This is a genomic window from Pantoea dispersa (assembly GCF_014155765.1).
Lineage (GTDB): Bacteria > Pseudomonadota > Gammaproteobacteria > Enterobacterales > Enterobacteriaceae > Pantoea > Pantoea dispersa.
The window spans coordinates 1,044,128-1,058,963 of record NZ_SCKT01000001.1 but is presented as its reverse complement, the minus strand read 5'-3'; the positions used below and the strand labels follow the sequence as shown (position 1 = coordinate 1,058,963).

The window sequence follows — 14,836 nt, the reverse complement described above, 5'->3', positions numbered from 1 at the left end:
CGGCTGTCGCGGATTTAACTTTATAATCCTTATGTTAGAGCCCGCTCACATTTTGCACGACCGGATTTTGTTAAGGCCTTTGCAAAGTAGCGTGGTTCTGCCATTTGCCAGAATCGCACGGAAAAAGATGAAAACGATTGAAGTTGACGAAGAACTCTACCGTTATATTGCCAGCCACACCCAGCATATTGGTGAAAGCGCCTCGGACATTTTGCGCCGTATGCTGAAATTCACTGCCGGCCAGAGCGCATCCGCTGCGCCAGCGGCGAATGCGGCGGTAAAAGAAGCACCGGCTGCACGCAGCGAAGCGCGACCTCAGGATCGCGTGCGCGCCGTACGCGAGCTGCTGCTGTCTGACGAGTATGCGGAGCAGAAGAAAGCGGTTAATCGCTTCATGCTGATCCTGTCAACGCTTTATCGTCTTGATCCGGCAGCCTTTGCTGATGCCACTGCTTCACTGCAGGGCCGCACCCGCGTTTACTTCGCGGGTGATGAGCACACGCTGTTGCAAAATGGCACCCATACTAAGCCGAAGCACGTGCCCGGCACGCCGTACTGGGTGATCACCAATACCAATACAGGTCGTAAATGCAGCATGGTGGAACACATCATGCTCGCCATGCAGTTCCCGCAGGAACTGGCAGAGAAAGTTTGCGGCACCATTTAAACCGAAGCGTCAGGGAGAAGCGCCAATGGCCAATCACCCCCGTGCCGGGCAACCTGCCCAGCAGAGCGATTTGATTAACGTTGCACAATTAACCTCGCAGTACTACGTCCTGAAGCCGGATGCGGCGAACCCGGACCATGCGGTGAAATTTGGCACCTCCGGCCACCGCGGCAGCGCGGGACGTCATAGCTTCAACGAAGTACACATTCTGGCGATTGCGCAGGCGATCGCTGAAGAGCGTAAAAAGAACGGCATCACCGGCCCGTGCTACGTAGGTAAAGACACCCATGCGCTGTCTGAGCCGGCGATCCTGTCAGTGCTGGAAGTGCTGGCCGCTAACGGCGTTGATGTGATTGTGCAGCAGGACAACGGCTATACGCCGACGCCGGCGATCTCCAACGCCATTCTGGAGCACAACAAGCGCGGCGGCGCGCAGGCGGACGGTATCGTGATTACCCCGTCGCACAACCCGCCGGAAGACGGTGGCATCAAGTACAATCCGCCGAACGGTGGACCGGCTGACACCAACGTCACCAAAGTGGTGGAAGATCGCGCGAATCAGCTGATCAAAGGTGAGCTGAAAGAGGTTAAGCGTCTGGCGCTGGATCAGGCGTGGGCCAGTGGCCACATCGTTGAGCAGGATCTGATCCAGCCATACGTTGAAGGTCTGGCGCAGGTGATTGACTTCCCGGCAATCCAGAAAGCCGGCCTGAAAATCGGTGTCGATCCGCTCGGCGGTTCCGGCATGGCCTACTGGCAGCGCATTGCTGAGCACTACCAGCTGGATCTGACCATCGTCAATGATGCCATCGACCAGACGTTCCGCTTCATGCATCTGGATAAAGATGGCGTGGTGCGCATGGACTGTTCGTCCGAGTGCGCGATGGCCGGTCTGCTGGCGTATAAAGATAAGTTCGATCTGGCCTTCGGTAACGATCCGGATTACGACCGTCACGGCATCGTCACGCCCGCCGGTCTGATGAACCCGAACCACTATCTGGCGGTAGCGATCAACTACCTGTTCCAGCACCGTCCGCAGTGGGGCAAAGAGGTGGCCGTTGGTAAAACGCTGGTTTCCAGCGCGATGATTGACCGCGTGGTGAACGACATTGGTCGCAAGCTGGTGGAAGTCCCGGTCGGCTTCAAATGGTTCGTGGATGGTCTGTTCGACGGCAGCTTTGGCTTTGGCGGCGAAGAGAGCGCCGGCGCCTCGTTCCTGCGTTTCGACGGCTCCGCCTGGTCAACAGACAAAGACGGCATCATCCTGTGTCTGCTGGCGGCGGAAATCACTGCGGTTACCGGTAAGAACCCGCAGCAGCACTATGATGAGCTGGCCGCGCGTTTTGGTGCGCCAAGCTACAACCGTCTGCAGGCACCTGCCACTTCTGCGCAGAAAGCGGCACTGTCGAAGCTGTCACCTGAAATGGTCAGCGCCGATACGCTGGCGGGCGACCCGATCACCGCACGTCTGACCGCGGCACCGGGCAACGGCGCCTCGATTGGTGGTCTGAAAGTGATGACTGAAAACGGCTGGTTCGCGGCACGTCCATCCGGCACGGAAGACGCCTACAAAATCTATTGTGAAAGCTTCCTCGGCGCTGAGCATCGCCAGCAGATCGAGAAAGAAGCGGTAGAAATTGTCAGCGAAGTGCTGAAAAACGCCTGACAGGGCATCCTGCATGAAGAAGGCCGCGTTTGCGGCCTTTTTTTATGGCATGAAGCGATAGCCGATGCCGGTTTCTGTCAGCAGGTGCGTTGGCTGGGTGGGGTTGGCTTCCAGCTTTTGCCGCAGGTGTCCCATATAGATGCGCAGATAATGGCTGTGTTCCACGGCGTTGGGCCCCCACACCTGGTTAAGCAACTGGCGCTGGGTCAGCACTTTGCCGGCGTTATTCAGCAGCAGGCTGAGCAGGCGAAATTCGGTCGGCGTCAGATGCACCTCTTCGCCGCTGCGCAGCACGCGTCGCGCGGCGAGATCGACGCTCACTTCGCCAAACTGCACCAGCGGTTCCGGCTGGCTGCGCTGATGACGACGCAGTGCCACGCGCACGCGCGCCAGCAGTTCGCCGATACCAAACGGCTTGGTGAGATAGTCGTCAGCGCCGGCATCCAGCGCCTCTATTTTATCCTGCTCGTCGCTGCGCGCTGACAGCACAATCACCGGCATGCTGCTCCACTGCCGCACTTCGCGGATGAAGGCATTGCCATCGCCGTCCGGTAAACCGAGATCGAGAATCACCAAATCCGGTTTGCGCGTAGCCGCTTCAATCAGGCCGCGCTGCAGCTGCTCCGCTTCCACAATCTTCAGGCCTTCGCTCTCCAGCGCCAGGCGCACGAAACGGCGAATCTCCTTTTCATCTTCGACAATCAAGATGGTCGTCACGCTGACTCCTGCGGCAAATAAGGTTAACGCATTACTTTAACAATAAACCGCGACGGCGTCCGTCACGATCTCAGTAACTCGCCGTGATCCGAAATTTTACAAAAATGTAACTTCCTTTCATCCCGGCCAGGAAATGACTGAAAAAAGATCAAAATAGTGGTCGGATGAGTAGTAAAATTACACAATCAGGCGTAATATCTGAGGCAGATCACATTTCATAGCAAAATTTACCACGAGGAGGCATTGATGTATCAGGCATATCCACTCGCCAAAATTGTGCTGCGCCGTGTGCTGGTGGTATTGATTGGCGTACTGGCGCTGCCAGTGATGCTGTTCCGCCAGGATCGCGCGCGCTTCTACAGTTATCTGCACCGCATGTGGTGCAAAACCAGCACCAAACCGGTCTGGCTGGCGCAATCGGAAGCGGCAGGCGGTATCTACTGGTAACCCCCGGCTTCGCGCTGATAACCCGGTGACCTCGCTCGAGGCACCGGGTTTTTTTATCTTAAAGTGGTGCGACAAACGCATTGTCCCGCTGTTATCTCGCGGCATTTCAGCTACACTTAAACCTCTACAAGATTTTGGAGGTTGTACAAGTATGAGCGAGAAAATTCCTGTAGGTATCAGTGCCTGCCTGCTCGGGGATAGCGTCCGATTCGATGGCGGCCACAAGCGTTTTGCCTTTGCAACTGACGAGCTCGCGCCATTTGTGCGCTTCGAACCTGTCTGCCCGGAAATGGCCATCGGTCTGCCGACGCCGCGCCCGGCGCTGCGGCTGGTCAAACAGAGCGACGATCAGATCCACCTGTGTTTCAGTAAAGACGGCGGGGAAGAGCTGACCGACGACATGGCCCGCTGGTCTGCGGAGCGCGTTAAATCGCTGCACCATCTGTGCGGCTACATCCTGTGTGCCAAATCGCCGAGCTGCGGACTGGAGCGCGTGCGCGTCTACGAGCCTGACACTAACAACAATCGCAAAGCCGGCACCGGTGTGTTCACCTCATTCCTGCAAAAAGAGCTGCCGTGGCTGCCGCTGGAAGAGGATGGACGCTTGCACGATGATGCGATTCGCGAAAACTTCATGGGGCGCGTCTATGCGCTGCATGAGTTCAACGAAATGTGGCGCAGCGGGCTGACGCGCCACAAGCTGATTGCCTTCCATAGTCGCTACAAATTACTGCTGCTGTCGCATGCGCAGGATGAGTACCGCGAAATGGGGCGGTTTGTCGCAGCGATGGAACAGTGGGAGTCACTGGATGCGTACGCCTTTGAATACCGTAACCGTCTGATGCACCTGATGTCGCACCAGGCGTCGCGTCGTAATCACACCAATGTGCTGATGCACGTACAGGGCTATTTCCGGCCGAAGCTGAGTTCACCGCAGCGTCAGGAGCTGGCGCAGCTGATCGACCGCTACCGTCGCGGTGTGCAGCCGTTGCTGGCCCCCATCACCATGCTGAAACATTACATGGCAGAGTTCCCGCACCCGTGGCTGGCGCAGCAGCGTTATTTCGATCCCTACCCGGAAGCGCTGCGTTTGCGCTACGGCCAGTAAACACGGAGCGTTATGAGCACTCACTTAGTCTGGCTGCGTAACGATTTGCGCATTAATGATAACAGCGCACTGGCCGCGGCCTGCCGCGACAGTCAGGCCGAGGTGCTCGCGCTGTTCATCGCCACGCCCGGCCAGTGGCAGCAACACAGCATGGCCCCCAAACAGGCGGCTTTTATCCATCAAAACCTGTGTCTGCTGCAGCAGTCGCTGGCAGAACGCGGTATTAAGCTGCACTTTCATCAGTGCGATGACTTCGCCGCGTCGGTCGACTATCTGGCGACCTTCTGCCAGCAGCACAAGGTGGATGCGCTGTTTTACAACTATCAGTATGAAATCAATGAGCGTCAGCGCGATGCTGCGGCTGAGAAGCTGCTCGATCAGCAGGGCGTGGTGTGCCAGGGATTCGATGACAGCCTGCTGTTACCGCCGGGCAGCGTACAGACCGGCAGCAACAGCATGTTCAAAGTGTTCACGCCGTTCAGCAAAGCGTTTATCCGGCGTCTGCAACAGGGGCTGCCAGAGTGCCATCACGCACCAAAAGCGCGCGCCGGGGCACCCGTGGCCGCCGGCAAAAAAATAGCAGCATTCGATTACCCTGTGGAAGAATTCGACGAAACCTGGTTTCCCGCCGGAGAAGAGGCTGCGCTAAAGCAGCTGCGCCAGTTTGCCCAGCAGCGGGTGGAAAAATATGACCAGCAGCGCGACATACCGGCGATTGACGGCACCAGCCGCCTGTCGCCGTATCTGGCGATTGGTGTGCTGTCGCCGCGTCAGTGCCTGCATCGCATTCTGAAGGAGCATCCGCAGGCGCTAAACAACGGCAGCGCGCTGGTGTGGCTGAATGAACTGGTCTGGCGCGAATTTTATCGTCACCTGATGGTGGCCTTTCCGGCGCTGTGTAAGCATCAGCCGTTTGTCGACTGGACGCGCAACGTCAGCTGGCAACAGAATGAGCAACACCTTACCGCCTGGCAGCAGGGCAAAACCGGTTATCCGATTGTCGACGCAGCGATGCGCCAGCTCAATACGCTGGGCTGGATGCACAACCGGTTACGCATGATCACCGCCAGCTTTCTGGTGAAAGATCTGCTGATTGACTGGCGCGAGGGTGAACGTTATTTCATGCAGCAGCTGATTGACGGCGATCTGGCGGCTAACAACGGTGGCTGGCAGTGGGCCGCGTCGACCGGCACCGACGCCGCGCCTTACTTCCGCATCTTCAACCCGACGACCCAGGGCGAGCGCTTTGATAAGCAGGGCGAGTTTATCCGCCGGTGGCTGCCGGAGCTGCAAGACGTGCCGGACAGCGCCATCCATCAGCCGCACGCCTGGGCGGAGAAAAATAACAAGAAACTCGATTATCCGGCGCCAATCGTGGAACATAAGGCGGCACGTAAAAAGACACTAGACGCCTTTGAGCGCGCGCGCAGCGCAGCCTGAGGCAGTCACGGAGCCGTTATGAATAATTTCGAGTTAGAACAGATCGTCAATCAGCAACTCAACACCAGTGCCTTCAGCGACTATGCGCCCAACGGTTTGCAGGTTGAGGGGCGTGAGCAGGTGCGCCGTGTAATCACCGGCGTGACGGCCTGTCAGGCGCTGCTGGATGAGGCGGTAAAACGCCACGCCGATGCGATACTGGTGCACCATGGCTACTTCTGGAAGAGCGAAGCGCCGGTAATTAAAGGGATGAAGCGCCAGCGTCTGCGCACGCTGCTGGCCAATGACATCAACCTGTACGGCTGGCACCTGCCGCTCGATGCTCACCCACAGTTGGGCAACAACGCCCAGCTGGCCACGCTGTTTGATATCGACGTCAAAGGTGAAATTCAGCCGCTGGTGCCCTGGGGCGAGCTGGCTGAGCCGCTAAGCGGTCCGGCGCTGGCGGAAAAAATCGCGGCGCGCCTTGGACGCCAGCCGCTGCACTGCGGTGATAATGCTCCGGCGCTGATTCGCCGGGTGGCATGGTGCAGCGGTGGCGGCCAGGGCTTTATCGATGCGGCCGCCGCCTTTGGCGTTGACGCCTTTATCAGCGGTGAAGTCTCTGAGCAGACCATTCACAGCGCCCGGGAACAGGGACTGCATTTCTTTGCTGCCGGCCATCACGCCACTGAACGCGGCGGCATTAAAGCGCTCGGTGAGTGGCTCGCCAGCCAGCATGGTCTGGATGTGACTTTTATCGATATCGACAATCCCGCCTGACCGCCTCGCTTATGCGCCCGGAAAACACGTGCCGGGCGCAAATCAGTTGACACATCTCCTTCACTTTCGCATAACTTATTGACTTTTCGCATAAGCGAATGCCCTCAGGCGCGCCGTCACTGCGGTCACGGCGCGTTTTATTAATGACCGGGAGGTGGGTTTTGCAACGAGCACGTTGTTATCTGCTGGGTGAGCGGGCGGTGGTACTGGAGCTGGAACCGCCGGTTTCGCTCGTCAGCCAGCAGCGCATCTGGGGATTGTGCCAGCGGCTGCAGCAGAATGAGCAGATCGCGGAAGTGATTCCGGGCATGAATAACCTGACGCTGCTGCTGCGCGATCCGCAGCTGAAAGCGCTGGATGCTATCGAGCGTTTGCAGCGCTGGTGGGAAGAGAGCGAGGTGTTGCTGGCCGAGCCGCGTCAGGTTGAGATTCCGGTGGTGTATGGCGGCGCGGGCGGACCGGATCTGGCGGAGGTCGCCTGTGCGGCGGAGCTGACCTCGCAACAGGTGGTGGAGCTGCACAGCAGCGCGGATTACGTGGTCTATTTCATTGGCTTTCAGCCGGGTTTCCCTTATCTCGGTGGGCTGGATGAGCGGCTGCACACGCCGCGTCGCGCCGAGCCCCGGCTGGTAGTGCCTGGCGGTTCGGTGGGCATTGGCGGCAGCCAGACCGGCATCTATCCGCTGGCCGCGCCCGGTGGCTGGCAGCTGATTGGCCACACGCCGCTTAGCCTGTTCGATCCACAACAGCAGCCGACGACGCTGCTGCGTCCCGGCGACAGCGTCCGCTTCGTGCCACAACGGGAGGGCGTATGTTAAACATTTTGCGTGCCGGATTAATGACCTCGGTGCAGGATCGCGGCCGCCACGGCTGGCGACAATACGGTATCAGCCTGAGCGGCGCACTGGATGAGCCTTCAATGCGCACGGCCAATATGCTGGTCGGCAACGCGGAAAACAGCGCGGTGCTGGAAATTGTGCTCGGCCAGTTCAAAGCGGAGTTTCGTCGCGACGGCTGGTTTGCGCTGACCGGTGCCAGCTGCAGCGCCGAACTGGATGGCCAGCCGGTGTGGACTGGCTGGCGTCTGCCGGTGAAAAAAGGCCAGGTGCTGAGTCTGTCTATGCCCACGCGCGGTATGCGCAGCTATCTGGCGGTGAACGGCGGTTTCGCCATCGACGCCATGCTGGGCTCACACAGCACCGATCTCAAAGCGGCCTTTGGCGGCTGGCAGGGGCGTAAACTGCAGGATGGCGATCAGCTGCCGCTGGGCAAGCCGACGCACCGCTTCAGCCATCAGGCTGGCGTCCGGCAGCTGCTGTGGGGCAACCGCATCCGCGCACTGCCGGGGCCGGAGTACAACGAATTTACCCACGACGCGCAGGACGCATTCTGGCGTAACCCGTGGCAGCTCAGCCCGCAAAGTAACCGCATGGGCTACCGGCTGCAGGGCAGTCCGCTGCAGCGCAGTGTCGCACGTGAACTGCTGTCGCACGGCCTGGTGCCGGGTGTGGTGCAGGTGCCGCCGAACGGTCAGCCGATTGTGCTGATGGCCGATGCGCAAACCACCGGCGGCTATCCGCGTATTGCCTGCGTCATCGAGGCCGATCTCTATCAGCTGGCGCAGATTCGTCTGGGAGAACCGATTCACTTCATCCGCTGCACGCTGGAGGAGGCGCTGCTGGCCAAACAGCAGCAGCAACGTTCGCTTGATCAGATAGCTTGGGGGCTTGCTCATGAAGATCGATCTTAACGCCGACCTCGGTGAAGGCAGTGCCAGCGATCGGGCCCTGCTGGAACTGGTGAGCTCGGCCAACATCGCCTGCGGTTTCCATGCCGGCGATGCCGAAACCATGCTGCAGTCGGTGCGCTGGGCCAGCGCCAATGGCGTGGCGATTGGTGCGCATCCGAGCTTTCCCGACCGGGAAAATTTTGGCCGGACCGCCATGCAGCTGCCGCCGGAAACCGTCTACGCGCAGGTGATCTACCAGATTGGTGCCCTGAAAAGCCTCGCCGAAAGTGAAGGGGCGAAGCTGGTGCACGTGAAGCCGCACGGCATGCTGTATAACCAGGCGGCGGCGGATGCAGCGCTGGCGGATGCGATTGCGCGCGCGGTGAAAGCCGTCGATCCGGCGCTGATTCTGGTTGGCCTGGCGGGCAGCGCCTCAATTGCCGCCGCCGCGCATCATGGTCTGCGTACGCGCGAAGAAGTGTTTGCTGACCGCGGCTATCTGGCCAGTGGCGCGCTGGTGCCGCGCAGCCAGCCGGGGGCGTTAATCAAAGAGGCTGAGCAGGCGCTGGCGCAGACGCTCACCATGGTGCAGCAGCGTCAGGTGCGCAGCGTCAGCGGTGAATGGGTAGCGGTGAATGCGCAGACGGTCTGTCTGCACGGCGATGGCGCCCATGCGCTGGAATTCGCCCGCACGCTGCGCGCCGCTTTTGCGACAAATCAGATTGCTGTCACCAGCGCCTGATCATTGACTGTTAGCCCGGCCTGTTGCCGGGCTTTTTATTTCTGACGAGGGGAAAACATGGATAACGTGGTCAATCTCTGGCCGTTACTCGGCATTGCCGCGATTGTGCTCGGCTTTGTGCTGCGCTTCAACCCGGTGCTGGTGGTGATTGTTGCCGGTTTTGTCACCGGGCTGGCGGCGCATATGCCGCTCGGCGATATTCTGGAGAAGCTCGGTTCCGGCTTTCTCAATACCCGTAATCTGCCGCTGATCCTGCTGTTACCGCTGGCGGTCATCGGATTGCTGGAGCGCCACGGTTTGAAAGAGCGGGCGCAGACGTGGATCGCCCGGATCAAAACCGCCACCGCCGGCCGTTTACTGATCGTCTATCTGTTCGTGCGTGAGCTGACTGCGGCGCTGGGGCTGACCAGCCTGGGCGGGCATCCGCAGATGGTGCGTCCGCTGCTGGCGCCGATGGCCGAAGGTGCTACTGAAAACCGTTACGGCAGCGTATCACCGGAGATTCGTCAGCGGCTGCGCGCCATGTCGGCGGCTACCGATAACGTCGGGCTGTTCTTCGGTGAAGATATTTTCGTGGCCTTCGGCGCGATCATTTTTATGCACAACTTTATGCAGGAGTCAGCGGGCATCAGCACCGAACCGTTGCACATCGCGCTGTGGGGCATTCCGACCGCACTGTGTGCGTTCCTGATTCATGCTGCGCGACTGGTGCGGCTCGACCGTCAGCTGTCGCGTGAGCTGGGCGCGCTCAACCAGCAGGCGCTGCGCGCAAAAGGAGGTGAGTGATGTTTCAGCAACAGTATCTGATGTGGCTGGCCGGGGCGATCCTGCTGATTGTCGCGCTGCTGTCATGGCGCGATAGCGCCAACCCACGCCGTTTTACCACCGGTTTATTCTGGGCGCTGTACGGTGTGATTTTCCTGATTGGCGACGGTGCTTATCAACTGATGGGGCAGTGGGCCGGTGATGCGGAGCTGGGACGTCGCTGGTTGCATATTGCCGTGGGCGCGGCGGTGGTGGTCATGGCGCTGATTGCCGGGTTCGGCGGCGTGCGCCTCGGTCGCTATCATCAGCGCAGCGATGAACAGAAGCAGCAGAGCGCGCAGCGTCTCGGCAATAAGCTGTTCCTGCCGGCGCTGGCAATTCCGCTGGTGACGGTGATTGGCGTGCTGGCGTTCAATCATATTCCCGGTCTGCAGGAGCGGGTGTTTGGCCCGGGCAATCATTCGACGCTGGTCACGCTGTTTTCGATGATGATTGGCTGCGTGCTGGGCTGGCTGATTGCGCTGAAGTTTACCCACGAGAAGCCGCTGCAGTCGATGCAGGAGACGCGGCGTTTGCTGGATGCGGTTGGCTGGGCATTTATTTTGCCGCAGATTCTCGCCACGCTCGGCCTGCTGTTTACCAGCGCTGGCGTTGGGACAGCGATTTCACATCTTACCGAACACTATCTGGCGGTGGATAACCGGCTGATTGCGGTGGCGGTGTATGCACTGGGCATGGCGCTGCTGACCATGGTGATGGGCAACGCGTTTGCGGCGTTTCCGATTGTCACCGCCGGCATCGGTATTCCGATTCTGGTGCTGCAGCACGGTGGCAATCCGGCGGTGATGGCGGCGATCGGCATGTTCTGCGGTTACTGCGGCACGCTGATGACGCCGATGGCTGCCAACTTCAATATTGTTCCGGCGCGTTTACTGGAGCTGCCGGACCGTAACGCAGTGATCAAGGCTCAGGTGCCAACCGGTGTGCTACTGTTACTGGTAAATATTTTCCTGCTTTATTTCCTGATGTTCCTGTGAGGTTGCGATGAAAACGGTGTTAATGACGGCGTTCGAGCCGTTTGGCGGCGAGCGCATTAATCCGTCGTGGGAAGCGGTACGCAGCTTTGATGGTCGGGAGTTCGGCGGCGCGCGGATTGTGGTGCGCCAGCTGCCGGTGGTATTCGCCCGCTGCGGCCAGGTGCTGACCGCCGCGCTGGAAGAGCTGCAGCCGCACCGCGTGCTGTGCGTCGGCCAGGCTGGCGGGCGCAGCGATATCAGCGTAGAGCGCGTGGCGATTAATGTGAACGATGCGCGCATTCCGGATAACGACCAGCAGCAGCCGGTCGATCAGCCGATTGTCGCCGGGGGACCGGCGGCCTATTTCTCTACGCTGCCGATCAAAGCGATGGTCGCGGCACTGCGCGAAGTGGGGATTCCGGCTTCGGTGTCGCAAACCGCCGGGACGTTTACCTGTAATAACGTCATGTATCACCTGCTGCACTGGCTGCAGACCACAGGCAGCACAGCACGCGGCGGTTTCGTGCATATTCCTTATATGCCGCAGCAGGCGGCGCAGCATCCTGGGGCACCGAGTATGTCGACCGCCAGTGTGATTCAGGCGCTGGAAACGTCGCTGCAGGTGATTCTCAGCACTGAGAAAGACATTCGCGAAGTGGGCGGCGCAACCCATTAATCAGGAGCGGTTATGCCAGAGGGACCGGAGATCCGCCGCGCGGCAGATCAACTTGCAGCGGCAATGGTGGGCAAACCTCTGACCGAGGTGTGGTTTGCTTTCCCGGCGCTGAAGACCTACGAACCGGCGCTGATGGGGGAAACCATCGACGCCTTTGAAACGCGCGGCAAGGCACTGCTGACGCACTTCTCCAACGGGCTGACGCTGTATAGCCATAATCAGCTGTACGGCGTGTGGCGTGTGGTGCCGAGCGGGACTGAGCCCAATACTTCGCGCCAGCTGCGCGTGCGGCTGGGTAATGCCGACCGGGCAATTTTGCTGTATAGCGCTTCGGATATTGAGCTGCTGAACGCAGATACGCTCGGCGCGCATCCGTTTTTGCAACGCGTCGGACCGGACGTGCTGGACGCTACGCTGACGGTGGAAGAGGTGCGCGAGCGACTGCTGTCGCCGCGTTTTCGTCGCCGCCAGTTCAGCGGTTTGCTGCTGGATCAGGCATTTCTCGCCGGGCTCGGCAACTATCTGCGCGTCGAGATTTTGTGGCACGCCGGTTTGCTGGCGCAGCATCGTGCACAGGATTTGAGCGACCAGCAGCTGGATGCGTTGAGCCACGCCATGCTGGCGGTGCCGCGTTTGTCTTATCAGATGCGTGGCAGCATGAAGAAGTATCACGAAGAGGCGGCGTTTCGTTTCGAGGTGTTTCACCGCCAGGGCAAAAAGTGCCGGCGCTGCGGTACCGTCATTGAGAAGGGCGTACTGTCCTCACGACCGTTTTACTGGTGTCCGGGCTGTCAGCATTGAGTTTTGTGCAGATGCGGATGTTAATGAGCAGACAAGGCGCGGGACCTGCTGCATCTGCTGCTGCCGGGCAGTCCTCGCGCCGCTGCGCGGTGCCCTCGGCGTTCACGGCCCGCCTGACGGACCGGCCGGTATCGGTCATCCTGACCGGCCCGGCCTGATTCCCGCGTCCTGCGGGAATCTCCTGGCGCACCGTAAAAGCCTCAGCGCTGCGGATAGCCCGTTGCATCAGCAGAAGCAGCATGTCCTGCTATCCCCGCATTGTCTTGCGGCAAACTGCACCAGAGCTAATGCCCTGACTGGCTCAGCCAGGCAGGGCTCGGCACGATGCGCCCCAAACTTTCGCCGTATACTAAAAAAGAAAAGGGCGGGATAACCCGCCCTGATTGTTATTTTTTCAGCGCCGAGCTGAATTCGCGCTCGGTGTAACCGGTGTAGAGCTGACGTGGGCGGGCAATCTTCATGCCTTCGTCGTGCATCTCTTTCCAGTGCGCAATCCAGCCAACGGTACGCGCCATCGCGAAGATCACGGTAAACATTGATGACGGAATGCCCATCGCTTTCAGGATGATGCCGGAATAAAAATCGACGTTCGGATAGAGTTTGCGCTCGATGAAGTACGGGTCGTTCAGCGCAATGTGCTCCAGCTCCATCGCCACTTCCAGCAGGTCGTCCTTCATGCCCAGCTCGTTCAGCACTTCATGACAGGTTTCACGCATCACGGTCGCGCGCGGGTCATAGTTCTTATACACACGGTGGCCGAAGCCCATCAGACGGAACGAATCGTTCTTATCTTTGGCGCGACGCACGAATTCCGGGATGTGATCCACGGTGCTGATCTCTTCCAGCATACGCAGCGTGGCTTCGTTGGCACCACCGTGCGCAGGTCCCCACAGCGAGGCAATACCGGCGGCGATACAGGCAAACGGGTTGGCACCGGAAGAACCGGCGGTACGCACGGTAGAAGTTGATGCGTTCTGTTCGTGGTCAGCGTGCAGGATCAGGATACGGTCCATGGCGCGTTCCAGCACCGGGTTCACTTTGTACTCTTCACACGGTGTAGCAAACATCATGTGCAGGAAGTTACCGGCATAGGAGAGGTCGTTACGCGGATACACAAACGGCTGGCCGATGGAGTATTTGTAACACATCGCGGCCATGGTCGGCATTTTTGACAGCAGGCGGAAGGCGGCGATTTCACGGTGACGTTCAATATTCACGTCTAATGAATCGTGATAAAAGGCAGCCAGCGCGCCGGTCACGCCGCACATCACCGCCATCGGGTGTGAATCACGACGGAAGCCGTGGAACAGGCGGGTAATCTGCTCGTGAATCATGGTGTGACGGGTTACGGTAGTGCGAAACTCGTCGTACTGCGCCTGAGTAGGGGCTTCGCCGTTCAGCAGGATGTAGCACACTTCCAGATAGTTCGAGTGGGTAGCCAGCTGATCGATAGGGAAACCGCGATGTAACAAAATCCCTTCATCACCATCAATAAAGGTAATTTTTGATTCGCAGGACGCCGTAGAGGTAAAACCGGGGTCGAAGGTGAACAGGCCTTTTGAGCCAAGGGCGCGGACATCAACAACATCCTGTCCCAGCGTGCCTTGCATCACATCCAGTTCCACGGAGTTGTTATCTTGTAGGGTTAGCGTCACTTTTTTATCTGTCATTTTTCGTCTCCATAGCGCCTTAGTAGGTAAGGATCTTAGACACCAGAACAGTCATCATGTTGCGTTTACCAGCCGTATTTTCGGGCCGCCGCTACACTGGCTGCGCGCGCGCAGTGCGGTCATTTACTTGCGTAAACGCCCATCATTTGCACGCTTACTGCCTTATTGCAACCCGCACGACTTAGGCTAAAACAGAATCTTCACAGCATCACTCCGCGGTAACGTTCATGCTGCAAGGTTACGGAGCGAAATGTGTAAAGCCAATCGGTGGTGTCCGGGCATGACGCGCTGCACATCGTGGATGTTAAAGATCCTGTCACGACATAACTTCTTGGTAACCAATAACCTGACGGTTTGTGTTGCTCGTAAAGGCAATGTTACATAACTTGAGCTTAGGGGAAAGTGTATCCCCATAACTTTTATGCATCATAGGGTTTTAGTGCGTTCGTTTGTAACTGAAATGTTGATCTATTGTCAAATCAGATAATTAAAAATGTATAAATTGTGAAATACGTGAGGCGGATCACTGTTCAGCTTAAATGTGACCAAAGAGATTGTAGGGGAATTGTAATCAGAATGTGATCCTCCTATACTGCCGCCAGGTCTCCGGAATACCCTGACACCAGGAGC

The 14,836-nt window shown here is 58.8% G+C and carries 15 protein-coding genes; 13 read left to right on the top strand and 2 right to left on the bottom strand.

From position 1 onward, the window contains the following. Positions 1 to 127 precede the first annotated feature (127 nt). Complete coding sequence (gene seqA, locus H7K56_RS05075) at positions 128 to 667, top strand: replication initiation negative regulator SeqA (protein WP_010616121.1); 540 nt, start codon at positions 128 to 130, stop codon at positions 665 to 667. Between the two features lie 25 nt (positions 668 to 692). Next, on the top strand, positions 693 to 2,333 hold the full coding sequence (pgm, locus tag H7K56_RS05070) for a phosphoglucomutase (alpha-D-glucose-1,6-bisphosphate-dependent) (protein ID WP_021508555.1): 1,641 nt from the start codon (positions 693 to 695) through the stop codon (positions 2,331 to 2,333). A 42-nt stretch (positions 2,334 to 2,375) separates the two neighbouring features. Here pgm and kdpE read toward each other — a convergent pair whose 3' ends face one another. Further along, positions 2,376 to 3,050: a two-component system response regulator KdpE gene (gene kdpE, locus H7K56_RS05065; RefSeq protein ID WP_021508554.1), complete on the bottom strand. Its 675-nt coding sequence runs from the start codon at positions 3,048 to 3,050 to the stop codon at positions 2,376 to 2,378. A 246-nt stretch (positions 3,051 to 3,296) separates the two neighbouring features. On the opposite strand from kdpE, the gene H7K56_RS05060 reads away from it, so the two are divergent. The 11 genes from H7K56_RS05060 to nei all read left to right on the top strand — a co-directional run bounded on the left by H7K56_RS05060 (position 3,297) and on the right by nei (position 12,536). Further along, positions 3,297 to 3,497, top strand: coding sequence for a YbfA family protein (locus tag H7K56_RS05060; RefSeq protein WP_031279882.1), 201 nt, complete (start codon positions 3,297 to 3,299; stop codon positions 3,495 to 3,497). Positions 3,498 to 3,648: 151 nt separating this feature from the next. Beyond that, positions 3,649 to 4,605 (top strand): YbgA family protein, encoded by a 957-nt coding sequence (locus H7K56_RS05055; protein ID WP_058757888.1) that lies wholly within the window; start codon positions 3,649 to 3,651, stop codon positions 4,603 to 4,605. Between the two features lie 12 nt (positions 4,606 to 4,617). Then, positions 4,618 to 6,045 (top strand): deoxyribodipyrimidine photo-lyase, encoded by a 1,428-nt coding sequence (phrB, locus tag H7K56_RS05050; RefSeq protein WP_150360922.1) that lies wholly within the window; start codon positions 4,618 to 4,620, stop codon positions 6,043 to 6,045. 18 nt (positions 6,046 to 6,063) lie between these two features. Beyond that, on the top strand, positions 6,064 to 6,807 hold the full coding sequence (locus tag H7K56_RS05045) for a type 2 GTP cyclohydrolase I (RefSeq protein WP_150360923.1): 744 nt from the start codon (positions 6,064 to 6,066) through the stop codon (positions 6,805 to 6,807). 161 nt (positions 6,808 to 6,968) lie between these two features. After that, positions 6,969 to 7,625 carry a 5-oxoprolinase subunit PxpB gene (pxpB, locus tag H7K56_RS05040; protein WP_150360924.1) on the top strand — a complete coding sequence of 219 codons (657 nt, stop codon included), beginning with the start codon at positions 6,969 to 6,971 and terminating at the stop codon, positions 7,623 to 7,625. Continuing rightward, positions 7,619 to 8,557, top strand: a complete 939-nt coding sequence (pxpC, locus tag H7K56_RS05035) for a 5-oxoprolinase subunit PxpC (RefSeq protein WP_088516295.1) — start codon at positions 7,619 to 7,621, stop codon at positions 8,555 to 8,557. The genes pxpB and pxpC overlap by 7 nt, the downstream gene beginning before the upstream one ends. Further along, a complete protein-coding gene (pxpA, locus tag H7K56_RS05030; protein ID WP_150360925.1) occupies positions 8,541 to 9,278 on the top strand; it encodes a 5-oxoprolinase subunit PxpA in 738 nt (245 codons plus the stop codon). The genes pxpC and pxpA overlap by 17 nt, the downstream gene beginning before the upstream one ends. A gap of 57 nt (positions 9,279 to 9,335) precedes the next feature. Continuing rightward, on the top strand, positions 9,336 to 10,064 hold the full coding sequence (locus H7K56_RS05025) for a DUF969 domain-containing protein (protein WP_021508546.1): 729 nt from the start codon (positions 9,336 to 9,338) through the stop codon (positions 10,062 to 10,064). Continuing rightward, positions 10,064 to 11,080: a DUF979 domain-containing protein gene (locus tag H7K56_RS05020; RefSeq protein WP_021508545.1), complete on the top strand. Its 1,017-nt coding sequence runs from the start codon at positions 10,064 to 10,066 to the stop codon at positions 11,078 to 11,080. Before H7K56_RS05025 ends, H7K56_RS05020 begins: the two co-directional genes overlap by 1 nt. 7 nt (positions 11,081 to 11,087) lie before the next feature. Then, entirely contained in the window at positions 11,088 to 11,735 is a 648-nt protein-coding gene (gene pcp / locus H7K56_RS05015; RefSeq protein WP_058769448.1) for a pyroglutamyl-peptidase I, read from the top strand. 12 nt (positions 11,736 to 11,747) lie between these two features. After that, positions 11,748 to 12,536 carry an endonuclease VIII gene (gene nei, locus H7K56_RS05010; protein ID WP_058769449.1) on the top strand — a complete coding sequence of 263 codons (789 nt, stop codon included), beginning with the start codon at positions 11,748 to 11,750 and terminating at the stop codon, positions 12,534 to 12,536. Between the two features lie 386 nt (positions 12,537 to 12,922). On the opposite strand, the gene H7K56_RS05005 is transcribed toward nei, so the two are convergent. Next, complete coding sequence (locus tag H7K56_RS05005; protein WP_021508542.1) at positions 12,923 to 14,206, bottom strand: citrate synthase; 1,284 nt, start codon at positions 14,204 to 14,206, stop codon at positions 12,923 to 12,925. Positions 14,207 to 14,836: the final 630 nt, after the last annotated feature.

Bases quoted from the DNA above. Each gene is read 5' to 3' on its own strand.
- pxpC (WP_088516295.1), top strand. From the start codon at position 7,619: ATGTTAAACATTTTGCGTGCCGGATTAATGACCTCGGTGCAGGATCGC.
- pxpA (WP_150360925.1), top strand. From the start codon at position 8,541: ATGAAGATCGATCTTAACGCCGACCTCGGTGAAGGCAGTGCCAGCGAT.
- H7K56_RS05045 (WP_150360923.1), top strand. From the start codon at position 6,064: ATGAATAATTTCGAGTTAGAACAGATCGTCAATCAGCAACTCAACACC.
- H7K56_RS05005 (WP_021508542.1), bottom strand. From the start codon at position 14,206: ATGACAGATAAAAAAGTGACGCTAACCCTACAAGATAACAACTCCGTG.
- H7K56_RS05055 (WP_058757888.1), top strand. From the start codon at position 3,649: ATGAGCGAGAAAATTCCTGTAGGTATCAGTGCCTGCCTGCTCGGGGAT.
- phrB (WP_150360922.1), top strand. From the start codon at position 4,618: ATGAGCACTCACTTAGTCTGGCTGCGTAACGATTTGCGCATTAATGAT.
- pcp (WP_058769448.1), top strand. From the start codon at position 11,088: ATGAAAACGGTGTTAATGACGGCGTTCGAGCCGTTTGGCGGCGAGCGC.
- H7K56_RS05025 (WP_021508546.1), top strand. From the start codon at position 9,336: ATGGATAACGTGGTCAATCTCTGGCCGTTACTCGGCATTGCCGCGATT.
- seqA (WP_010616121.1), top strand. From the start codon at position 128: ATGAAAACGATTGAAGTTGACGAAGAACTCTACCGTTATATTGCCAGC.
- H7K56_RS05060 (WP_031279882.1), top strand. From the start codon at position 3,297: ATGTATCAGGCATATCCACTCGCCAAAATTGTGCTGCGCCGTGTGCTG.
- H7K56_RS05020 (WP_021508545.1), top strand. From the start codon at position 10,064: ATGTTTCAGCAACAGTATCTGATGTGGCTGGCCGGGGCGATCCTGCTG.
- nei (WP_058769449.1), top strand. From the start codon at position 11,748: ATGCCAGAGGGACCGGAGATCCGCCGCGCGGCAGATCAACTTGCAGCG.
- pgm (WP_021508555.1), top strand. From the start codon at position 693: ATGGCCAATCACCCCCGTGCCGGGCAACCTGCCCAGCAGAGCGATTTG.